Source organism: Yokenella regensburgei ATCC 49455 (genome assembly GCF_000735455.1).
Lineage (GTDB): Bacteria > Pseudomonadota > Gammaproteobacteria > Enterobacterales > Enterobacteriaceae > Yokenella > Yokenella regensburgei.
In genome coordinates this window covers 46916-68127 of the sequence record NZ_JMPS01000021.1, presented here as the reverse complement: position 1 = coordinate 68127, position 21212 = coordinate 46916, and the positions used below count along the sequence as shown (strand labels likewise).

The window sequence follows — 21212 nt, the reverse complement described above, 5'->3', positions numbered from 1 at the left end:
GTTACCCCGTGGATCACTTACCTATCTTTTGCCAACTGCGCGATCGTGACTGTTTGCTGGTCGGCGGCGGAGATGTTGCCGAGCGTAAAGCACGCTTGCTGCTGGATGCCGGCGCGCGCCTCACCGTTAACGCGCTCGACGTTGTACCTCAGTTCTCTGTCTGGGCAGACGCTGGCTTGCTCACTCTGGTTAAAGGTCACTTTGATGAATCGCTACTTGACCCTTGCTGGCTGGTGATTGCCGCCACCGACAATGAAGAAGTGAACGGACAGGTCAGCCAGGCTGCGGAAGCACGGCGTATTTTTTGTAACGTGGTGGATGCGCCAAAACAGGCGAGCTTCATCATGCCGTCGATCATCGACCGCTCTCCGCTGATGGTTGCCGTCTCCTCCGGAGGCACCTCTCCGGTGCTGGCCCGTTTGCTACGTGAGAAACTGGAAGCCAGTTTGCCTCAGCATTTAGGTCAGCTCGCCCACTTTGCCGGGCAGTTGCGCTCACGGGTGAAGCAACGATTTGCCACAATAAGTGAACGCCGCCGCTTCTGGGAGAAGCTCTTTGTCAACGACCGCCTGGCGCAGTCGCTCGCGAATCAGGACGAGAAAGCGATCCACGAAACCACCGAGCAGTTGCTGGAGGAAGACCTCGACAACCGTGGAGAAGTGGTGCTGGTCGGTGCCGGCCCGGGTGACGCCGGATTGTTGACCTTAAAAGGGCTCCAGCAAATCCAGCAAGCAGACATTGTGGTGTATGACCGTCTGGTTTCTGACGATATCATGAACCTGGTGCGACGCGATGCTGACCGGGTGTTCGTCGGTAAACGCGCAGGCTACCACTGCGTTCCCCAGGAAGAGATTAACCAGATCCTGCTGCGTGAAGCGCAGAAGGGCAAGCGCGTGGTGCGCTTAAAAGGGGGCGATCCCTTTATCTTTGGACGTGGCGGTGAAGAGCTGGAAACCCTGTGTCAGGCGGGAATTCCGTTTTCCGTCGTGCCAGGAATTACCGCTGCTTCTGGCTGCTCGGCGTATGCCGGGATCCCATTGACTCACCGGGACTACGCCCAGAGCGTTCGTCTGGTTACCGGTCACCTGAAAACCGGCGGTGAGCTCGACTGGCAAAACCTTGCCGCAGAAAAGCAAACACTGGTGTTTTACATGGGACTGAACCAGGCCGCCGCTATTCAACAAAAGCTGCTGGAGCACGGCATGCCGTCGGATATGCCGGTAGCGATAGTCGAAAATGGTACCGCCATTAAGCAACGCGTGGTCGATGGTGTATTAACAGAGCTTGCTGCGCTTGCAACACAAATGGAAAGCCCGGCGCTTATCATCGTCGGCCGGGTGGTGGCGCTACGCGACAAGCTCAACTGGTTCTCGAACCACTAACCAACGAATCTAGCTGTAAAAAAACCGGGTTTCCCCGGTTTTTTTATCACTTACGGATGGGCGACAAAGCCAATGGCTTCATATACCGCCTTCAGCGTCACCGATGCACGCGCACGCGCTTTCTCCGCTCCTTCCTTCATCACTTTCTGCAGGAAGGCTTCGTCATTGCGATAGCGGTGATAACGCTCCTGCAGCTCGGTCAGCATGCCGGAAACCGCTTCGGCAACTTCGGTCTTCAGATGACCGTACATTTTGCCTTCGAAGTGCTGCTCAAGCTCCGGAATAGTTTTGCCGGTAACACCGGAAAGAATATCCAGCAGGTTGGCTACCCCGGCTTTGTTCTGCACGTCATAACGTACCACCGGCGGCTCGTCGCCGTCGGTCATTGCACGTTTGATCTTCTTCACGACCGATTTTGGATCTTCCAGCAGGCCAATCACGTTGTTGCGGTTATCGTCCGACTTGGACATCTTTTTGGTCGGCTCCAGCAGCGACATCACGCGAGCGCCGGATTTCGGAATAAACGGCTCCGGCACTTTGAAGATATCGCCATACAGCGAGTTGAAGCGCTGAGCGATGTCGCGGCTCAGCTCCAGATGCTGTTTCTGATCTTCACCCACCGGTACCTGATTGGTCTGATACAGCAGGATATCCGCCGCCATCAGCACCGGGTAGTCAAACAGGCCAGCGTTGATGTTTTCCGCATAGCGGGCAGATTTGTCCTTGAACTGGGTCATACGGCTCAGTTCGCCGAAATAGGTGTAACAGTTCAGTGCCCAACCCAGCTGCGCGTGCTCTGGCACGTGAGACTGCACGAAAATGGTGCTCTTTTCCGGATCGATGCCACAGGCCAGATACAGCGCCAGCGTATCCAGCGTGGCTTTGCGCAGCTGCTGAGCGTCCTGGCGAACGGTGATCGCATGCTGGTCAACGATGCAGTAAATACAGTGATAGTCATCCTGCATGTTCACCCACTGACGCAGCGCACCCATATAGTTGCCAATGGTCAATTCACCTGACGGCTGTGCGCCACTAAAAACAACGGGCTTAGTCATTATTCAATTCCTGATGTTCACTGTACGGAAGCCCAAGCGCGGGCAGTAGTTCATCGAAGCGATCGAAAATATAATCAGGCTCGCTGAGTTCGATCGATTCGCCATAGTTATAGCCGTAGGTCAAACCTACGGAGCAGCAGCCCGCGGCTTTCGCGGCCTGGATATCGTTGCGGGAATCACCGACAAACAGCAACGATGAAGGTGCAACGCTTAAGCGTTCGGCCACCAGCAGCAGTGGCTCCGGGTGCGGCTTTTTGTTCTGCACATCATCGCCACCGATGATAACGTCGAACAAATGCGCAATGCCCAGCGCTTCGAGGATCGGCGCCACAAACGGCGTCGGCTTGTTGGTGACCAGCGCCAACGGCAGCCCTTTGGCATGCAGTACGCCCAGCGTTTCGGCAACAGACGGGAACAGGTAGCTCCCCTCCTCGGCAAAGTCGGCGTAATAGCGATCAAACAGTTTACGTAAAATGGCAACCTGTTCGTTCTGCGGGATGTCGTCGTGGTCAACAGAGGGTTTACCCTGCTGCGCGCGCAGCGCAGTGCGCTCCTGACGAGCCCAGGTCAGCGCACGCTGCATCAGCACATCGGCACCGTTGCCAATCCAGGTGACAACGCGTTCTTCACCTGCAACCGGCAGTTCCAGCGCGTATAATGCGTTATCAACGGCCGCTGTCAGCCCCGGCGCGCTGTCAACCAGCGTGCCGTCCAGATCGAAAGCTACCGCTTTTATATTCTCTAACTTAGCCATGAGTTACCTTTGCCAGTTCACGGCGCATCTCATCGACCACTTTTTTGTAATCCGGCTGCTCGAAAATAGCGGAGCCCGCGACAAACATATCCGCCCCGGCAGCCGCGATTTCGGCGATGTTGCTCACCTTCACCCCACCGTCAACTTCCAGACGAATGTCATAACCGGATTCATCAATACGACGGCGCACTTCACGCAGTTTCTCCAGCGTGTGCGGAATAAAGGACTGACCGCCAAAGCCCGGGTTTACCGACATCAGCAAAATCACATCCAGCTTATCCATCACGTGATCGAGATACGTCAGCGGGGTCGCCGGGTTAAACACCAGGCCCGCTTTACAACCATGCTCTTTGATGAGTTGCAGGGAGCGATCGACGTGTTCTGACGCTTCCGGATGGAAAGTGATGATGCTGGCACCCGCCGCCGCGAAATCGGGAATAATGCGATCAACCGGTTTCACCATCAGGTGCACATCAATCGGGGCGGTAATGCCGTACTTACGCAGAGATTTCAGGACCATCGGGCCGATAGTCAGGTTCGGTACGTAGTGGTTATCCATTACGTCGAAATGTACGACGTCCGTGCCGGCAGCCAGCACCTTCGCCGTATCTTCACCCAGGCGGGCAAAATCAGCCGACAGAATTGAGGGGGCAATCAAATACTGTTTCATCCGCTTCTCCTAAGATGCCTGGCAAGCCAGGCTCACATTTATTTTTTCGCGGGGGAAACGACTCCTGGGCGGTACAGAGCCAGCAGTTCGTCCACCTTTTTACGTGTGCCGCCGTTGCTGCTGATACTGCGCCGAACTTTAACGACGTGCAGTTTGGCTAACTGATACCACTCGCGCGTAAGCGCCGTATCATGGTTAGAAATCAGCACCGGGATGTGTTTATCTACCAGTCCTTCCGCCAGCTGTGCCAGATGTGCCTGCTGTTCCAGGCTAAAACTGTTGGTGTGATAAGCCGTAAAATTCGCGGTCGCTGAAAGCGGCGCATACGGCGGATCGCAATACACAACGGTCGAGTTATCAGCACGCGCCAGGCTATCGGCGTAAGACTCGCAGTAGAAAAAGGCATTCTGCGCTTTTTGCGCAAAATGGTACAACTCCGCTTCCGGGAAGTAAGGCTTTTTGTAACGGCCAAACGGCACGTTAAATTCGCCTTTCAGGTTGTAGCGACAAAGACCATTGTAACCATGTCGGTTCATATACAAAAACAGAACCGCACGACGCAGCGGGTCCTGGCACTTGTTGAACTCTTCACGGAACTGATAGTACGCCTCTGATGTGTTGGTCGCGGGCGTAAACATCTCACGCGCAGCTACCACGTATTCATCCGTCTGTGTTTTGACGATGTTGTAGAGGCTTATCAAATCGCTGTTGATATCCGCGAGGATATAACGAGAAAAGTCGGTGTTCAGGAACACCGACCCGGCGCCCACGAAGGGCTCAATCAGGCATTCCCCTTTCGGCAAATGCTTACGTATATCATCGAGCAGGGGGTATTTCCCCCCTGCCCATTTCAAAAAAGCGCGATTTTTTTTCATACTGTCTGACTACTTACACGTTCTCCGGCTGTGGAGAATGGCTCCGACAGCATCCTGCGCTCGAGGCAATTTGCCCAGGCATTACTTCAGATCCGTCTGGACCTGATGAAGTGGTTTTGCCCAAGGGTTTTTCGCCTGTACATCTGCAGGCAGCGTGGCAACTGCACGCTTCGCGTCATCTTTCGATGCGTAAACACCACTGACCAGCACGTACCACGGTTGACCGTTACGCGTTGTCTGATACACCACGTAGTTTTTCAGGTTCTCTTTCTTCGCCCAACCGTTCAGGTTGTCGTAGTTAGAGGAGCTGCTTAACTGGAGCGTATAGTGACTGGCTGGAGCGGTCTTCAGTGCGCCCACGTCACCCGCCGATTTTCCGGCAGAAGATGCAGCCGCTGCGCTCGGGGCGGCAGCAGAAGCGGTAGCCGTCGCAGCCGGTGCGGTAGTGGTCGCCGCAGGCTTAGCTGGAGTGGCGGTCACTGGCGCTTTTTCTGGCGCTGGTGTCGCAACGGTTTCTGTGCGTTTTGGCTGAGTCACCGCTTTCGGCTCGCTGACCGGTGCTTTAGCAACAGTCTGCGGTTTAGATTCAATCACGGTGTGCTTACGTTCCGGACGCGGAGCAGGAGTGGCCTGACGCGGTGCGGTTTCCGTAGTCGCAACCTGACGCGGAGCCGTCGTAGCAGCGCCAGCGGCACCGTTACGTACCGGAGCAACGGTAGCCGGTTCGGTCGGCAGAGTGGAGTTCACCACGGCATTATCAACCTGACCCTGCTGCTGCGTCAGCGCATTATTCAGGTCGCCCTGAACTTCAACGCGCTGCTGACCTTCCGGAGCTGTCGTTGCCTGGCCCTGGGTTGGGGTAGAAGAGATAGGCGGTACCGTCACACCCTGAGGTTCGTTATTCGCCGCTGTCTGGCCTGCAGCTGCACCCGGTGCTGGCTGCGCACCGTTGGTTTGCTCGCTGGCATTACCAGAAAGGTCAATGCTACGTTCAGAAGATGCGGTTTGTTGTTCAGTCGACGGCGAGGACGGCGCTTTCAGCGCAGAACCGATACCGACGATCAGCAGCAGCAGTACCAGGATGCCAAGCCCCATCATCATATATTGACGAGAAGCCGGTTTACCGGAAGCAGCACTTTTACGTTTACGCGGGCGGCGTTCAACCGGCGCTTCGGACTCATCGTCCGACTCGTACTCTTCTTCTTCATCGTCACGCGCGTTGCGGGTGCGCGTCGGGCGACGTTCTTCAGCATCGAGATCCAGCTCATCAAAATTGATCTGTGGCTCGTTTTCACGATCGGAAGATTGACGTGAGCGACCAGCACGACGATCGCTGGGATCGGGTTTCAGCTCGTCTTCTGGTTTATATTCATCCATTTAACACCCCACTAAAAGGCTTATGCCAACGACAATTGCACGTCACCTGAAGTTATACTGCCGCATCAACGCGGACTGACCTTTCTTATTGTTGCTCCTGCTGAGTATCAGCAATCGCTTCAAGAACCACTTCATGCGACACTCCGCCGCGAACTTCGCTCTTCCCTATCGCCAGCGGCAGCACTAAGCGTAGCTCACCAGCTAAAACTTTCTTATCACGCATCATATGAGGCAGATAAGAATCAGCAGACATTTCCCGTGGCCCCGTTACCGGAAGCCCTGCCCGCTTGAGCAGCGCAATAATGCGCTGTGTATCTTTGGCAGCAAACTGCCCTAAACGTTCAGATGCATGCGCCGCCATCACCATCCCAGCCGCCACGGCTTCGCCGTGAAGCCAGTTGCCGTAACCCATTTCGGCTTCAATGGCATGACCAAACGTATGTCCAAGATTCAGTAAAGCACGTAAGCCGGATTCGCGCTCGTCGGCGGCCACAACTTCGGCTTTCAGCTCACAACAACGGCGGATGCAATACGCCATCGCTTTTTCATCCAGCGCCATCAGCGCATCGATGTTCTGCTCAAGCCAGCTAAAGAACTCGCCATCCAGAATGATGCCGTACTTAATGACTTCAGCAAGACCCGATGAGAGCTCACGGGCAGGCAAAGTTTTCAGGCAATCCAGGTCTACCACCACGGAGGCGGGCTGCCAGAATGCACCGATCATGTTTTTGCCAAGAGGATGATTGACGGCAGTTTTACCGCCAACGGAGGAGTCGACCTGCGAGAGCAGCGTCGTGGGCACCTGAATAAAACGCACACCACGCTGATAGCTGGCGGCGGCAAAACCGGTCAGATCGCCCACCACGCCGCCACCAAGGGCAACCAGCGTCGTATCGCGACCATGCGGTTTTTGTAGCAAGGCAGTGAAAACGGTATCCATCACCGCCAGGCTTTTGTGCTGTTCGCCGTCAGGAAGGATGACGCTGTCAACCTTCACTCCGGCCTGCTCCAGAACGGAGCGCACTTTTTCCAGATACAGCGGCGCCAGCGTCTCGTTGGTCACCAACATGACCTGGTCACCTGATTTCAGCGGCCAGAAAGACGCGGGCTCATTGAACAAACCCGCCGCGATGGTGATCGGGTAACTACGTTCCCCGAGAGTGACTGTGAGTCTCTCCATAACGCGCATCCACCTTATTAGCTTAATGTCGCTTAAACGCCGGTGTTCTGGTTATCCAGAATCAGTTGCTTTCCAGCATATGAATAATCTGGTTTGCGACGACTTTCGCGCTTTGATCGTCGGTGCGAATGGTGACGTCTGCAATTTCCTCATACAGCGGATTGCGTTCGCCAGCCAATGCTTCCAGCACTTCACGCGGCGGTGTCTCTACCTGCAGCAGAGGACGTTTTTTGTCACGTTGGGTACGAGCCAGCTGTTTTTCGATTGTGGTTTCCAGATACACCACGACACCGCGCGCAGAAAGGCGATTGCGAGTTTCCCGGGATTTTACAGAGCCGCCGCCAGTAGCCAGCACAATACCCTGCTTTTCCGTGAGTTCGTTGATGATCTTTTCTTCACGATCGCGGAAACCTTCTTCGCCTTCGACGTCAAAGACCCAGCCTACATCTGCACCAGTACGTTTCTCAATCTCTTGATCAGAATCGTAAAATTCCATGCTGAGTTGTTGGGCTAACTGGCGCCCAATAGTGCTTTTGCCGGCACCCATAGGCCCAACCAGAAAGATATTGCGTTTCTCTGCCATTTTTTCGGTACTACTAAGACTATTCGTTAATGGTAAACCCACGTCGCCTTTCAGCGGCGCCGCAGGACATGAACTGAAACCTCATATGCGATAGAGCGAGAGTCAGACTAAAAATTATCTCAATACTCCAGCGTGTTTGGCAACAGTAAAGATCGCCGGGCCTCTGGCGGACCCATTTTGGTAGTAAGCACGCTACTGACTCTCAAATCGGTACTCCTTGTATGCTAAATCCTCCCTCGCGTCAAACACCTGAAACGTGTTCAGCGTAAAAAACCCAGCGGTAAGAAGCGATTACTGTACAGAAATAATACGCGGCGTGATGAATACCACCAGTTCACGTCGTTCGTTATCCTTCCCGTCATGGCGGAATAACTGACCTATACCGGGAATGGCCCCCAGAAAAGGAATAGCGTCGCGCGCTGATTTATTTTTTTGTGAAAAAATTCCCCCCAGCGCCAGCGTTTCTCCGCTCTTAACTTCAACCTGAGTTTCAATCTCCTGCTTGTCGATGGTAAGTACCTCACCGTCAGACTGCTGCAAAACCTGCCCAGGCATATTCTCACTAATGCGCAATTTCAGACGGACTCGCTGGTTCTGTAGCACCGTGGGGGTCACTTCCATTCCCAACACCGCTTCTTTAAATTCGACAGAGGTCGCACCGCTTTCGCCGCTGGAAACCTGATAAGGGATCTCGCTGCCCTGCTTGATACTGGCGGGCTGCAGGTGAGATGCGAGCAGTCGGGGGCTGGCAATGATATCGACTTTTTGCTTTTGCTCCAGCGCCGAGAGCTCCAGCTCAAGCAGGCGACCATTAATGCGCCCAATGTTAAATCCCGCGCGGGTGCTGGCACTGGCAACGGACAAATCGCTGCTGAGCGTGGTCAGTTGGCCGCTGCCGACGGCACCTTCGGCATCCGCCAGCGTCCATTTCACACCAAGCTCGCGCAGGCTCTTCTCGTTGATGGTAACGATGTAGGCCATCAACTCCACCTGCCCGACCGGGATATCCATTTCAGCTACCCAGCGCTCAAAATCAGAAATATGCGGGTTATCATCACGAATCAAAATGCGGTTGGTTCGTTTGTCGATGGTCAGGTTCCCACGGGGTGACAACAGTTTTTCCCCGGCTTTCAACAACGCTTCGGCATCCGCATAGTGCAGCGGCACACTTTTGCCGAGCAGCGGCAAAGCTTGCTGCTGTTTTTCTCGTTCCGCCTCACGCAGCGTCTGCCTCTCTTTTTGCCAGGCCCGGGAATGAACAAACAGTACACGTCCCTCCTGTGAGGTCACCAGTGAAGCACTATTCACCACCGTCTGCAGCGCCTGCTTCCAGGGGACCTCATTAAGCTGTAGCGAGATAGTACCGCTGACGTCAGGCCCTACCACCAGGTTTCGTGACTCCAGCGCCGCCAGGCTCTGCAGTACCTGAACAACCGGTACCTCATCCACCACCAGCGTCACCTTTTGTTCTGCCTGCGCCCGGAACATCAGAACCGCCAGCAGCAGCGTTATCCATCTCATTGTTATTCTCCTTTTTTCTGTTCCAGGCCCAGCGCTCAGGTTCGCACCCGGGACCCGTTTTCACCTCAAGCTCTCCGGCATCAAAGCGCAGCACCCGCCAGCCAGGCGCAAGAAGGTCGTCCACCGCAACGCGGTGCCATTTGTTATCTCCGTCACGTAGTAGTGCTAAAGCACGCTGCATGTTCATGACAACCCCCTGATAGCGCCACTGTGTGAGCTGTTCTGACTGACATTTATCCTCCGGCGGCATGAACGGATCGCGCATCCCAAGAAGTGCTGGCAACAGCAACACCATGAGCAGCCGGTTAGCGGGTGTCATTGATGTGTTCCAGCTGCAGCGTCAGGCGCAATGCTTTAGCGAAGGGTTTCAGGTTAAACGCCCTCACCGACATATTCTGTGTACCCAAAAGAGCGAAGATCTCTGCAATCTGCTGCCAGTGCGTATCAAGCACCATCTCCCCACCGGAGCCCTCCGGCTGCCAGTCCACCAGTTGAGTACCGGCAAATTGATATTCAAGCGGCGTGAAGGCGAGTACAGGTGTTTGCACTAACGGTATTGCCGGTTGCGTCTGCAGCTGACGAAGCCCCCGCCACCGTTCGGCTATCTGTGGACTCGCCGAACTAAAAGAGGGGACATCCCGCCGGATAATCCCAATGAGCGATAACAGAACGAAAGTAAAAATCAGCCAAAGCGAGAAACGTGCTTTCATCGACAGCGCGCACCAGCGCTCAGTGAGAGCTCTCATCCTTCCCCTCCATATGCAGTCGAAACTGCCAGCGGGTATTATCCCTGTGGGTTTTCCCCATGGTCGCCGCTGAGAGGCCAGGAATATCCCGTAAGGCAGACGTGAGTGAGGCCAATGCGGGGAAGCTCACGCTAAAGCCGTCGAGGATCAGGCGGCCCTTTTGCCAGTCTATTTCCGTGAGCCATACCGGCTGCGGGCAGCGTTCCGCAATGACCAAAAACCGCTGTTGCCACGCCCGGGTCTGTTCCCTGCGCCATTGCAGGTGCTGGTGTACTTCTTGTTTTTTCAACCCAAGCCGGAGTTCTGCCTCACGCTGCGTTAGCGCCTTTGTAAGCAGAGCCTGCGAGGCTTTGTGAACATGGGTAACAGCGAGCAGGGTTCTCTGTTCAACACCCAGCGCGAACCACAGCAATATCGTGACCAGTACGGTACCGCCAAAGAGAAGTCCCCACAGACGCAGGCACTGTTGTCGCTGGTTTTCACGCCAGGGGAGAAAATTCACAACTGTCATGCTCACACTCCCAGCGCCAGCGCAATGGCGACGGCAAACGGCGTGCGGCAGGCGGGTAGCGGCGGCTGTTGTTGACTCAGGAGGGTCCATGGATCGAACTGCCCGCTTTCCGAGGAGCACAACGCGGCACTCGCGGGTTGCCCCGGGATATGCTCCAGTAAGCTCGAGACGGACGTGGATTGGGCTCGCGGCGTGGTTCCCCAGGCCTCGCGGGTTGCCCACAGCCAGTGTTCCTCCCCCTGCCAGATGATGCACGGCTCCTGCGCCGATAAAAAAGGAAAGAAATTCTGCAGCGCACTGGCATCTGGTGAAACAACAGAAAGCTGTAGGTTCAGGGAGCGCGCGGTCTGGCGAAGTGCTTCGACCTCGCGGCGCCGCACGGCCGTCACGCAGTATTCACCGGCAGGCTCGGCAAGTTTGTAGTCAAAGCAGAGGTCTTCAGGCGCCATTTCCAGACGCTGTGCAACAGCATGCGCCATCCACTGTTCGCGCTCAGTCTCACGCAGTGCTGCCGAAGGTTGAGGGACACGCTTTTGCAGCGTTCGATTGGCGGGAAACGCCATGGCCACGTTATGCCAATACGGGAGTTCACGACGCCAGCCGCGCAGCGTCTCTACCAGGGTCTTACCCTCTCGCAGCGAAATCCACCACCAGCGCCGCAATGCCCACCCCATCTTCTCCTGCGAGAGTGCCACAATCGCGACGTGGTGCTCCTGAATATGCACACCAACCTGCCAGCACCTGAATGCCATATTTCCGATCTCCTTATCAGCCGTAACATTTGCGGCTATATCAATGCATCAGGCTTGCCTTTATACTACCGCGCGTTTGTTTATAAACTGCCCAAATGACACTAAATGGGAAATCTCCGGTGAAGTTCGTAAAGTATTTATTGATCCTTGCAGTCTGTTGCATTCTGCTGGGAGCAGGCTCGATTTATGGCCTCTACAAGTATATTGAGCCGCAACTCCCTGACGTTGCCACGCTCAAGGACGTGCGTCTGCAGATCCCGATGCAGGTATACAGCGCCGACGGTGAGCTAATTGCTCAGTACGGCGAGAAGCGACGCATTCCTGTCACCCTGAACCAGATGCCCCCGCAGCTGGTGAAGGCCTTTATTGCTACCGAAGACAGCCGCTTCTACGAGCATCACGGCGTCGATCCGGTGGGGATCTTCCGTGCGGCAAGCGTCGCGCTGTTCTCCGGTCACGCCTCTCAGGGTGCCAGCACCATTACCCAGCAGCTGGCGCGTAACTTCTTCCTGAGCCCGGAAAAGACCCTGATGCGTAAGATCAAAGAGGCCTTCCTCGCGATCCGCATCGAGCAGCTGTTGAATAAAGATGAAATCCTTGAGCTGTACCTGAACAAGATCTACCTCGGCTACCGCGCTTACGGCGTGGGGGCAGCCGCACAGGTTTACTTCGGTAAAACGGTCGATCAGCTAACGCTCAGCGAAATGGCGGTGATTGCCGGTCTGCCAAAGGCACCGTCAACCTTTAACCCGCTGTACTCCATGGATCGCGCAACCGCCCGCCGCAACGTGGTGCTGTCGCGTATGCAGAGCGAAGGCTACATCACGCAGACGCAGTACGACGAAGCCATTCGTCAGCCGATTGATGCACGCTACCATGCACCAGAAATCGCCTTCTCCGCGCCGTACCTGACAGAAATGGTGCGCCAGGATCTGGTTGGTCGCTACGGCGAACAGGCCTATGAAGACGGCTATCGTGTTTACACCACCATCACCCGTAAATCGCAGCTTGCGGCGCAGGATGCGGTGCGTAAAAACGTGATGGATTACGATATGCGCCACGGCTATCGGGGCCCTTCCAATGTGCTGTGGAAAGTGGGTGAAACGCCGTGGGGCAGCAAACAAATCACCGATTCGCTGAAGAGTTTACCGAGCTATGGCCCGCTGGCTGCGGCCGTGATCACCGCCGCAAACCCGCAGGAAGCCACCGCGATGCTGTCAGACGGTACTTCCGTCTCGCTCAAAATGGACGGCATGCGCTGGGCGCGTCCGTACCGTTCCGATACCCTGCAGGGGGCAACGCCGCGTAAAGTGACCGATGTCGTGCAGGCCGGTCAGCAGGTGTGGGTTCGCCGCGTGGGCGACGCCTGGTGGCTCTCCCAGGTTCCTGATGTGAACTCAGCGCTGGTCTCCATCAATCCGCAGAACGGTGCCATCATCGCACTGGTGGGCGGTTTTGACTTCAACCAGAGCAAGTTTAACCGTGCTACCCAGGCGCTGCGCCAGGTCGGTTCCAACATCAAACCATTCCTCTATACCGCCGCTATGGACAAAGGTCTGACGCTCGCCAGCATCCTGAACGACGTGCCTATCTCTCGCTGGGATGCCGGTGCGGGTTCTGACTGGCGACCGAAGAACTCCCCGGCGCAATACGCAGGCCCTATTCGTTTACGTCAGGGTCTGGGTCAATCGAAAAACGTGGTGATGGTCCGCGCGATGCGCGCGATGGGCGTTGACTATGCCGCAGAATATCTGCAGCGCTTCGGTTTCCCGGCACAGAACATCGTGCACACCGAATCGCTGGCGCTGGGCTCGGCTTCGTTTACCCCGCTGCAGGTGGCTCGTGGGTATTCGGTTATGGCAAACGGTGGGTTCCTTGTTGACCCGTACTACATTGCCAAAATAGAAAATGACCAGGGCGGCGTTCTGTTTGAAGCGAAACCAAAAATCGCATGCCCGAGCTGCAACCTGCCGGTGATCTACGGTGATACGCCAAAATCTGACGTACTCGAGAACAAAGACGTCGAAGACGTTGCCATTTCTCAGGAGCCGCAGAATTCAAACGTCCCGATGCCGCAGCTGGAACAGGCAAACCAGTCGCTCGTCGCCCAGACCGGCAGCCAGGAGTATGCGCCGCACGTCATTGGCACACCGCTGGCATTCCTGATTAAGAGCGCGCTGAACACCAACATCTTCGGTGAACCAGGCTGGCAGGGTACCGGCTGGCGTGCGGGCCGTGACCTGCAGCGTAATGACATCGGGGGTAAAACCGGGACCACCAACAGCTCGAAAGATGCGTGGTTCTCAGGGTATGGCCCGGATGTAGTAACGTCGGTGTGGATTGGTTTCGACGATCACCGCCGCGACCTGGGCCGTACAACCGCATCTGGTGCGATTAAGGACCAGATTTCCGGTTACGAAGGCGGGGCCAAGAGCGCGCAGCCTGCATGGGATGATTTCATGAAAGCCGTGCTGGCAGGCGTTCCTCAGCAACCACTGACGCCACCGCCGGGCGTCGTCACCATCAATATCGACCGCAGTACCGGCCAGCTCGCCAACGGCGGCAACAGCCGTGCCGAGTACTTCATCGAGGGCACGCAGCCAACGCAGCAGGCGGTGCACGAGGTGGGGACCACCATTATTGATAATGGTGAGTCACACGAACTGTTCTAAACAAAAAGGCGCCTCTGGCGCCTTTTTTCTTTCTGTCGGGAAACGTTACAGCCGTCCCTGTCCTTTCAACCATTCACGCACCAGGAACAGCGCACTCACGTTGCGTGCTTCGTGGAAATCAGGCTCTTCCAGTAGGTCCATCAGATGCGCCAGCGGCCAACGCTCCTGCGGCAGCGGCTCGGGTTCATCGCCTGGCAGCGATTCCGGATATAAATCTTCCGCCACCACGATGTTCATTTTGCTGGAGAAATAAGAGGGTGCCATGCTGAGCTTCTTCAGAAAAGTCAGGCTGTTCGCACCAAACCCCACTTCCTCTTTCAGCTCGCGGTTCGCGGCCTCATAGACGTTTTCGCCCGGATCAATCAATCCTTTCGAGAAACCCAGCTCGTAAGATTCGGTGCCGACGGCATATTCACGGATAAGGATCAGGTGATCGTCAACAATGGGAACAATCATTACCGCTTCCCGGGTGGAGGGGCGCATACGCTCGTATACGCGGCGCACGCCGTTGCTGAACTCCAGATCCACACTTTCGACATTGAATAACCGAGAGCGCGCGACGGTTTCAACATTCAGAATGACTGGCTTTTGTAATGATTTGCTCATTGTGATGGGTCTTTGCTGTGATGACAGGCATCATTGTGCGACATGCCGCACGGTTTCGGCAATGTGAATTGCCCTTTCTTTACATTTTTGTAACTTAATAATCAATCCCTCATTTACATCAAAAAGTCAATAGCTTGAAAGCCAATTGAGAATTTGCTGATTTCCGCCATTGACATGCTCTGATAAGCTCGTACATTGCGACTAAGTGGAATTTACCTTTAAGATCTATGCGATACGTGCCGATAGCTAACTACGGGCTCACGTTAACTGTAAATATGCAACCGACGAAACCTGTAAGAAAAAGTAAAATGGGAAAAGCATGGGCACCTTCTTAACCTTTATTGCCGCGTTAGTGGCCTGCGCAGTGTGTGTGGGATGGATATTCCTGTGCCGCCCGCAGCGTCGTCGCCTTCCCTGGCTCCATGCTTTCGCCGGTGCAGCAACACGTAAACTGACTGAAGATGAACGCCAGGTCGCAGAGAACTATCTTGAAGAGCTGAACCGTACCCAACAGGTACTGGCCTCTGGTGCCAGCATCGCACCTGCAGTAATGACGCTGAATGCCCAGAGCGGCACCGTTTTTGCCATCACCCGGGCAATCACCCGCTACGGTATTACCACCGACGATCCCAATAAATGGCGCTACTTCCTTGACTCTGTTGAAGTACATCTGCCACCTTTCTGGGAGCAGTATATTAATGACGAAAACAGCGTTGAGCTAATCTACACCGATTCGCTGCCGCTGGTTATCGCCCTGAACGGCCATACCCTGAGCGAATATCGGCATGAAGCGCATCACAATGCGCTGGAAAATATCTCCTCCACTCAGGCATCGATTCGTGGCGAGGAGAGTGAGCAAATTGAGCTGCTCAACATTCGTCAGGAAACCCGGGAAGAGCATGCGCTGAACCGCCCTGATGGCCTGCGTGAAGCGGTGCTGATTGTCAGCGCCTTTCTGCTGTTTTACTTTTGCCTGATTACGCCAGACGTCTTTGCCCTGTGGTTACTCGGTGGTGGACTCCTGCTGCTGGTCGCGGGGCTGTGGGGCCTCTTCGCACCGCCGGCTAAAACCACGCTACGTGAGATCCACTGTCTGCGCGGTACGCCAAAACGCTGGGGGCTGTTTGGTGAAAACAACCAGGAACAGCTGAATAACATTTCGCTCGGTATTATCGATCTCATCTATCCGCGCCACTGGCAGCCATGGATTGCCAATGACCTGGGCCAGCAGACGGACGTCGATATCTATCTCGACCGTCATGTAGCGCGTCAGGGACGCTTCCTGTCGCTGCATGATGAAGTCAAAAACTTCCCGTTGCAGCACTGGCTGCGCAGCGCCATCATCGCCGGCGGCGCTCTGCTTATCGTCATCATGCTGTGGATTAGCGTGCCGCTGAATATGCCGTTCAAATTTACCCTGTCGTGGCTTAAGGGAGCACAAACCATTGAAGCGACGACGGTGAATCAGCTGGAGAAATCGGGCCTGCGGGTGGGCGATACCCTGCGGATCCAGGGGACCGGGATGTGTAACATCCACTCCCCGGGAAGCTGGACCGCGCAGGATAGCTCGCCGTTTATGCCCTTTGATTGCTCGCAGATTATCTGGAACGACGCGCCGCCGCTGCCGCTGCCAGAGTCTGAGGTGGTGACCAAAGCCACTGCGCTTGTGCAGGCCCTTAACCGCCAGCTACACCCTACCCCCGACGACAACTCGCGCGTCAGCCCGGCGCTGCGCTCAGCTATTCAGAAATCCGGGATGGTGCTGCTGGATGATTTCGCGGACATCGTGCTAAAAACCAAAGATCTCTGCGCCAGTGAGGATGAGTGTGTGCGTCTGAAGAATGCGCTCGTGAACCTGGGCAATACCAAGGACTGGGATACCCTCACCCGCCGTGCAAGCCAGGGTAAGCTCGACGGGATTAACGTGCTATTGCGCCCGGTTAGCGCCGAATCACTCGATAACCTGGTGAATACTTCTACCGCACCGTTCGTGATGCGTGAAACCGCACGGGCTGCGCAGGCGCTCAATAGCCCGGCACCGGGTGGCTTCCTCATCAGCAGCGATGAAGGCAGCGATCTGGTCTCCCAGCCTTATCCTTCCGTTGCGCTGTATGACTATCCGGCCCACGAACAGTGGACGGAATTTCAGCGCCTGGCGGAAATGCTGATGCATACCCCGTTCAAGGCAGAAGGCATCATTACCAATCTGTACACCGACGCCAACGGCACTCGCCACGTCAACCTGCATCGTATTCCGGATAGTGCCGGACTCTGGCGATATCTTGGCACGACGCTGCTGATGCTGGCGATGCTCGCTTGTACTGTCTACAGCGGATTCCAGGCCGTGCGTCGCTACCAGCGACATCGGACCCGTCTGGAAGAAATTCAACAGTATTACGAAAGCTGCCATAACCCGGTACTCATTCCTTCCCCGGACACCCACGAGTAACACAGCTGTGCGACAGGTTGTGATAATCTGTCGCGCATTTCTTCCCGCTGGAGTCTTACCATGCATTTAGATATCGCCTGGCAGGATGTCGATACCGTATTGCTCGATATGGACGGCACGCTGCTCGATCTCGCGTTTGACAGTCACTTCTGGTTAAAACTGGTTCCGGAAACCTACGGCGCCCTGCACGGTATTACCGCGGAAGAGGCACAAGCGGTGATTCGTCAGGAGTACCATGCCGTGCAGCATACGCTAAACTGGTACTGTCTTGATTACTGGAGCGAACGCCTGGGTCTGGATATCTGCGCCATGACCACCGCACAGGGGCCAAGGGCGGTACTGCGCGAAGATACCGTGCCGTTTCTCGATGCCCTGAAGCGCTGTGGAAAACGCCGTATTCTGCTGACTAACGCGCATCCGCATAACCTGGCGGTGAAGCTTGAGCACACGGGTCTCGACTCACACCTTGATTTATTACTTTCCACCCACACATTTGGTTATCCGAAAGAGGATCAGCGACTGTGGCGCGCAGTGGCAGAAGAGACCGGCTTGTCGGCGGACAAAACGCTGTTCGTTGACGACAGTGAGCCTATTCTCGATGCGGCAGCCAAATTTGGCATTCGCTACTGCCTCGGCATCACCAATCCCGACTCCGGAGCGGCAGAGAAACGCTACGAGCGCCATCCGGGGCTGAATGATTACCGAACGCTAATCCCTTCACTCACCGTGAAGGAGTGACCATGAAAGAGAAACCCACTGACGGCGTCAGGCTGGACAAGTGGCTCTGGGCGGCCCGCTTTTACAAAACGCGGGCGCTGGCGCGAGAGATGGTTGATGGTGGCAAGGTCCACTACAACGGTCAGCGCAGTAAACCCAGCAAGATGGTGGAAGTAAATGCCATCCTCACGCTTCGTCAGGGAAACGATGAGCGCACGGTGGTGGTGAAAGCCGTCACCGAACAGCGACGTCCCGCAAGCGAGGCCGTCACGCTGTATGAAGAGACACCTGAGAGCATCGAGAAACGCGAGAAAGTCGCGCTGGCGCGAAAAATGAACGCGCTGACGATGCCGCACCCGGACAGAAGGCCGGACAAAAAAGAGCGCCGTGACCTGATGCGATTTAAACACGGTGAGAACGAATAATCGTCACCCGTAAGAGAGAAGATAATGACTCAACACGATCAATTACACCGCTATCTGTTTGAAAACTATGCCGTACGCGGTGAACTGGTGACGGTGTCTGAAACCCTGGATCAGATCCTTACCAACCATCAGTATCCGCAGCCGGTAAAGCAGGTACTGTCTGAGCTGCTGGTAGCCACCAGCCTGCTGACCGCAACTCTGAAGTTTGCCGGTGATATCACCGTACAGCTGCAGGGCGATGGCCCGATGACCCTCGCCGTCATCAACGGGAATAACAAGCAGCAGCTGCGCGGCGTCGCGCGCGTGCAGGGCGAAGTAGCGGAAGACGCCACCCTGAAAACGCTGGTGGGTAACGGCTACCTGGTTATCACCATTTCTCCGGAAGAAGGTGAGCGCTATCAAGGTGTGGTGGGTCTGGAAGGTGAAACCCTGGCAGAATGTCTGGAAGATTACTTCCAGCGTTCAGAGCAGCTGCCAACGCGTCTGTTCATTCGTACCGGCGAGCACAACGGGAAGCTGGCGGCTGGCGGTATGCTGCTGCAGGTGATGCCTGCTCAGGACGCACAGACCAATGATTTCGACCATCTGGCGACCTTAACGGAAACCATCAAAGCGGAAGAGCTGTTCTCACTGCCGGCGAACGACGTACTGTGGCGTCTGTACCATGAAGAAGAAGTCACCCTGTACGAGCCGCAGGATGTAGAATTCAAATGCACCTGCTCGCGCGAGCGTTGTGCTGGTGCGCTGAAAACGCTGCCGGATGAAGAGATCAACAGCATCCTGGCCGATGAAGGCGAAATTGACATGCACTGCGACTACTGCGGCAGTCACTACGTGTTCAACGCGATGGATATCGCGGAGATCCGCAACAACGCCTCCCCTGCCGATCCGCAGGTTCACTAATCGGTGTTGTTTCTGTACTCTTCCCGCCCGGGGAGAGTACAAATCGTGCTATTCCCCCCGCGAAGTGAATCGATTTTCCATGAAAGTATTTCGTCATTTTCTTTCATGAATGCGATTACATTCACATTAATGCAGTTAATTAAACCATTTGTTAACCAAATAAGAACATTTCCCCCAAATAAAGCGCCATTCCTGCCATAATCTGTCTCCTTCGTGACAGGAGTCACAGAGTTTTTCGTAAGTCAGACGCTTGTCCCGATACGTAAATCTATGAGCCTGGTCGCGGTCAGCAGCCCCCTAACAACCCTAATATTATTGGCAGTACATCTTGGCTAAGGAGCAGTGAAATGCGCGTTAAAGGTTTAACCCCGCAAGATCTCAAGGCTTATGGAATCAACGACGTTCAGGAAGTCGTCTACAACCCCGATTACGATACGCTGTATCAGGAAGAGCTCAACCCCAACCTGGAAGGTTACGAGCGTGGGACGTTGACGAATCTTGGCGCTATCGCCGTTGACACCGGTATCTTCACCGGACGTTCGCCGAAGGATAAGTACATTGTCCGTGACGACACCACCCGTGACACCGTGTGGTGGGCTGATAAGGGCAAAGGTAAGAACGACAACAAACCTCTCTCTACGGAGACCTGGAACCACCTCAAAGGGCTTGTGACCCACCAGCTTTCTGGCAAACGCCTGTTCGTGGTTGACGCTTACTGTGGCGCCAACGCTGACACCCGTCTGTCTGTTCGTTTTATTACCGAAGTGGCCTGGCAGGCGCATTTCGTGAAGAACATGTTCATCCGCCCGTCTGACGAAGACCTCGCGACCTTCAAGCCTGACTTTATCGTCATGAACGGCGCGAAGTGCGTTAACCCGCAGTGGAAAGAGCAGGGTCTCAACTCCGAAAACTTCGTTGCCTTTAACCTGACCGAGCGTATTCAGCTCATCGGTGGCACCTGGTACGGCGGCGAGATGAAGAAAGGGATGTTCTCGATCATGAACTACCTGCTGCCGCTGAAGGGCATTGCCTCCATGCACTGCTCGGCAAACGTGGGCGAAAAAGGTGATGTTGCGGTGTTCTTTGGCCTCTCCGGCACCGGTAAAACCACGCTTTCCACCGATCCGAAGCGCCGCCTGATTGGCGACGACGAGCACGGCTGGGACGACGACGGCGTCTTTAACTTTGAAGGCGGCTGCTATGCGAAAACCATTCGTCTGTCGAAAGAAGCTGAGCCAGACATTTACGGTGCCATCCGCCGCGATGCGCTGCTGGAAAACGTCACCGTTCGCACCGACGGCTCTATCGATTTCGACGACGCGTCGAAAACCGAGAACACCCGAGTCTCTTACCCGCTTTACCACATCGACAACATCGTTAAGCCGGTGTCGAAAGCAGGTCACGCGACAAAAGTTATCTTCCTGACCGCCGACGCCTTTGGCGTTCTGCCGCCGGTATCACGTCTGACCGCTGACCAGACCCAGTACCACTTCCTTTCCGGCTTTACCGCCAAACTGGCAGGCACCGAGCGCGGCGTAACCGAACCGACGCCAACCTTCTCCGCCTGCTTTGGCGCCGCGTTCCTCGCACTGCACCCGACTCAGTACGCTGAAGTGCTGGTGAAACGGATGCAGGCTGCAGGCGCGCAGGCATACCTGGTGAATACCGGCTGGAACGGAACCGGCAAACGTATCTCTATCAAAGATACCCGCGCGATTATCGACGCTATCCTCAACGGCTCTCTCGACAACGCCGAGACGTTCACGCTGCCGATGTTTGACCTGCAGATCCCAACCGAGCTGCCAGGTGTAGACACCCACATCCTCGACCCGCGTAATACTTACGGTTCGCCGGAACAGTGGCAGGAAAAAGCGGAAACGCTGGCGAAGCTGTTTATTGAGAACTTTGAGAAGTATACCGATACGCCGGCAGGTGAAGCGCTGGTAAGTGCAGGACCAAGGTAAAAACAAAACGGCAACGCAAGTTGCCGTTTTTCGTTTTCTCGCCCTCTCCCGGTGGGAGAGGGCAACCATC

At 55.4% G+C, this 21212-nt stretch carries 20 protein-coding genes; 7 read left to right on the top strand and 13 right to left on the bottom strand.

Annotated elements, in window-relative coordinates; all coding sequences use genetic code 11:
* Nucleotides 1-8 precede the first annotated feature (8 nt).
* On the top strand, nucleotides 9-1382 hold the full coding sequence (cysG, locus tag GYRE_RS06390) for a siroheme synthase CysG (RefSeq protein ID WP_038253911.1): 1374 nt from the start codon (nucleotides 9-11) through the stop codon (nucleotides 1380-1382).
* 50 nt (nucleotides 1383-1432) lie between these two features.
* Here the strand turns inward: cysG and trpS are convergent, their stop codons facing one another.
* From trpS to GYRE_RS24455, 12 genes are all read right to left on the bottom strand, one after another.
* Nucleotides 1433-2437: a tryptophan--tRNA ligase gene (trpS, locus tag GYRE_RS06385; RefSeq protein WP_038253907.1), complete on the bottom strand. Its 1005-nt coding sequence runs from the start codon at nucleotides 2435-2437 to the stop codon at nucleotides 1433-1435.
* A complete protein-coding gene (gene gph, locus GYRE_RS06380) occupies nucleotides 2430-3191 on the bottom strand; it encodes a phosphoglycolate phosphatase (RefSeq protein ID WP_038253904.1) in 762 nt (253 codons plus the stop codon). Before gph ends, trpS begins: the two co-directional genes overlap by 8 nt.
* Entirely contained in the window at nucleotides 3184-3861 is a 678-nt protein-coding gene (gene rpe, locus GYRE_RS06375) for a ribulose-phosphate 3-epimerase (RefSeq protein ID WP_006817544.1), read from the bottom strand. Before rpe ends, gph begins: the two co-directional genes overlap by 8 nt.
* A gap of 38 nt (nucleotides 3862-3899) precedes the next feature.
* Nucleotides 3900-4736, bottom strand: coding sequence for an adenine-specific DNA-methyltransferase (dam, locus tag GYRE_RS06370; RefSeq protein ID WP_006817545.1), 837 nt, complete (start codon nucleotides 4734-4736; stop codon nucleotides 3900-3902).
* A gap of 81 nt (nucleotides 4737-4817) precedes the next feature.
* Nucleotides 4818-6113 carry a cell division protein DamX gene (gene damX, locus GYRE_RS06365; protein ID WP_038253901.1) on the bottom strand — a complete coding sequence of 432 codons (1296 nt, stop codon included), beginning with the start codon at nucleotides 6111-6113 and terminating at the stop codon, nucleotides 4818-4820.
* Between the two features lie 85 nt (nucleotides 6114-6198).
* Nucleotides 6199-7293, bottom strand: coding sequence for a 3-dehydroquinate synthase (gene aroB, locus GYRE_RS06360; RefSeq protein WP_038253899.1), 1095 nt, complete (start codon nucleotides 7291-7293; stop codon nucleotides 6199-6201).
* Nucleotides 7294-7354: 61 nt separating this feature from the next.
* Nucleotides 7355-7876, bottom strand: coding sequence for a shikimate kinase AroK (gene aroK / locus GYRE_RS06355; protein WP_006817548.1), 522 nt, complete (start codon nucleotides 7874-7876; stop codon nucleotides 7355-7357).
* A 291-nt stretch (nucleotides 7877-8167) separates the two neighbouring features.
* A complete protein-coding gene (hofQ, locus tag GYRE_RS06350) occupies nucleotides 8168-9397 on the bottom strand; it encodes a DNA uptake porin HofQ (RefSeq protein ID WP_038253897.1) in 1230 nt (409 codons plus the stop codon).
* Complete coding sequence (locus tag GYRE_RS06345; RefSeq protein ID WP_038253895.1) at nucleotides 9318-9716, bottom strand: HofP DNA utilization family protein; 399 nt, start codon at nucleotides 9714-9716, stop codon at nucleotides 9318-9320. Before GYRE_RS06345 ends, hofQ begins: the two co-directional genes overlap by 80 nt.
* On the bottom strand, nucleotides 9703-10143 hold the full coding sequence (locus tag GYRE_RS23170; RefSeq protein ID WP_051860924.1) for a HofO family protein: 441 nt from the start codon (nucleotides 10141-10143) through the stop codon (nucleotides 9703-9705). Before GYRE_RS23170 ends, GYRE_RS06345 begins: the two co-directional genes overlap by 14 nt.
* Entirely contained in the window at nucleotides 10127-10654 is a 528-nt protein-coding gene (locus tag GYRE_RS06335) for a PilN domain-containing protein (protein WP_038253894.1), read from the bottom strand. Before GYRE_RS06335 ends, GYRE_RS23170 begins: the two co-directional genes overlap by 17 nt.
* 2 nt (nucleotides 10655-10656) lie before the next feature.
* A complete protein-coding gene (locus GYRE_RS24455) occupies nucleotides 10657-11406 on the bottom strand; it encodes a type IV pilus biogenesis protein PilM (RefSeq protein WP_038253893.1) in 750 nt (249 codons plus the stop codon).
* 119 nt (nucleotides 11407-11525) lie between these two features.
* Between GYRE_RS24455 and mrcA the strand changes: the two genes are divergently transcribed.
* Nucleotides 11526-14078, top strand: coding sequence for a peptidoglycan glycosyltransferase/peptidoglycan DD-transpeptidase MrcA (gene mrcA / locus GYRE_RS06325; RefSeq protein WP_038253892.1), 2553 nt, complete (start codon nucleotides 11526-11528; stop codon nucleotides 14076-14078).
* A 45-nt stretch (nucleotides 14079-14123) separates the two neighbouring features.
* Here the strand turns inward: mrcA and nudE are convergent, their stop codons facing one another.
* Nucleotides 14124-14684, bottom strand: a complete 561-nt coding sequence (nudE, locus tag GYRE_RS06320) for an ADP compounds hydrolase NudE (protein WP_006817556.1) — start codon at nucleotides 14682-14684, stop codon at nucleotides 14124-14126.
* A 319-nt stretch (nucleotides 14685-15003) separates the two neighbouring features.
* On the opposite strand from nudE, the gene GYRE_RS06315 reads away from it, so the two are divergent.
* The 5 genes from GYRE_RS06315 (at nucleotide 15004) to pckA (ending at nucleotide 21142) form a co-directional block, all read left to right on the top strand.
* On the top strand, nucleotides 15004-17133 hold the full coding sequence (locus GYRE_RS06315) for an intracellular growth attenuator family protein (RefSeq protein ID WP_038253890.1): 2130 nt from the start codon (nucleotides 15004-15006) through the stop codon (nucleotides 17131-17133).
* 60 nt (nucleotides 17134-17193) lie between these two features.
* Complete coding sequence (gene yrfG, locus GYRE_RS06310; protein WP_006817558.1) at nucleotides 17194-17871, top strand: GMP/IMP nucleotidase; 678 nt, start codon at nucleotides 17194-17196, stop codon at nucleotides 17869-17871.
* Between the two features lie 2 nt (nucleotides 17872-17873).
* Nucleotides 17874-18275 carry a ribosome-associated heat shock protein Hsp15 gene (gene hslR / locus GYRE_RS06305; RefSeq protein ID WP_006817559.1) on the top strand — a complete coding sequence of 134 codons (402 nt, stop codon included), beginning with the start codon at nucleotides 17874-17876 and terminating at the stop codon, nucleotides 18273-18275.
* A gap of 24 nt (nucleotides 18276-18299) precedes the next feature.
* Nucleotides 18300-19178, top strand: coding sequence for an Hsp33 family molecular chaperone HslO (gene hslO, locus GYRE_RS06300; protein ID WP_006817560.1), 879 nt, complete (start codon nucleotides 18300-18302; stop codon nucleotides 19176-19178).
* Nucleotides 19179-19525: 347 nt separating this feature from the next.
* Entirely contained in the window at nucleotides 19526-21142 is a 1617-nt protein-coding gene (gene pckA, locus GYRE_RS06295; RefSeq protein ID WP_038253887.1) for a phosphoenolpyruvate carboxykinase (ATP), read from the top strand.
* Nucleotides 21143-21212 lie beyond the last annotated feature (70 nt).

Coding starts and splice junctions, on each gene's coding strand:
- trpS (WP_038253907.1), bottom strand. CDS start 2,437: ATGACTAAGCCCGTTGTTTTTAGTGGCGCACAGCCGTCAGGTGAATTG.
- gph (WP_038253904.1), bottom strand. CDS start 3,191: ATGGCTAAGTTAGAGAATATAAAAGCGGTAGCTTTCGATCTGGACGGC.
- rpe (WP_006817544.1), bottom strand. CDS start 3,861: ATGAAACAGTATTTGATTGCCCCCTCAATTCTGTCGGCTGATTTTGCC.
- dam (WP_006817545.1), bottom strand. CDS start 4,736: ATGAAAAAAAATCGCGCTTTTTTGAAATGGGCAGGGGGGAAATACCCC.
- damX (WP_038253901.1), bottom strand. CDS start 6,113: ATGGATGAATATAAACCAGAAGACGAGCTGAAACCCGATCCCAGCGAT.
- aroB (WP_038253899.1), bottom strand. CDS start 7,293: ATGGAGAGACTCACAGTCACTCTCGGGGAACGTAGTTACCCGATCACC.
- aroK (WP_006817548.1), bottom strand. CDS start 7,876: ATGGCAGAGAAACGCAATATCTTTCTGGTTGGGCCTATGGGTGCCGGC.
- hofQ (WP_038253897.1), bottom strand. CDS start 9,397: ATGAGATGGATAACGCTGCTGCTGGCGGTTCTGATGTTCCGGGCGCAG.
- GYRE_RS06345 (WP_038253895.1), bottom strand. CDS start 9,716: ATGACACCCGCTAACCGGCTGCTCATGGTGTTGCTGTTGCCAGCACTT.
- GYRE_RS23170 (WP_051860924.1), bottom strand. CDS start 10,143: ATGAGAGCTCTCACTGAGCGCTGGTGCGCGCTGTCGATGAAAGCACGT.
- GYRE_RS06335 (WP_038253894.1), bottom strand. CDS start 10,654: ATGACAGTTGTGAATTTTCTCCCCTGGCGTGAAAACCAGCGACAACAG.
- GYRE_RS24455 (WP_038253893.1), bottom strand. CDS start 11,406: ATGGCATTCAGGTGCTGGCAGGTTGGTGTGCATATTCAGGAGCACCAC.
- nudE (WP_006817556.1), bottom strand. CDS start 14,684: ATGAGCAAATCATTACAAAAGCCAGTCATTCTGAATGTTGAAACCGTC.
- GYRE_RS06315 (WP_038253890.1), top strand. CDS start 15,004: ATGGGCACCTTCTTAACCTTTATTGCCGCGTTAGTGGCCTGCGCAGTG.
- yrfG (WP_006817558.1), top strand. CDS start 17,194: ATGCATTTAGATATCGCCTGGCAGGATGTCGATACCGTATTGCTCGAT.
- hslR (WP_006817559.1), top strand. CDS start 17,874: ATGAAAGAGAAACCCACTGACGGCGTCAGGCTGGACAAGTGGCTCTGG.
- hslO (WP_006817560.1), top strand. CDS start 18,300: ATGACTCAACACGATCAATTACACCGCTATCTGTTTGAAAACTATGCC.
- pckA (WP_038253887.1), top strand. CDS start 19,526: ATGCGCGTTAAAGGTTTAACCCCGCAAGATCTCAAGGCTTATGGAATC.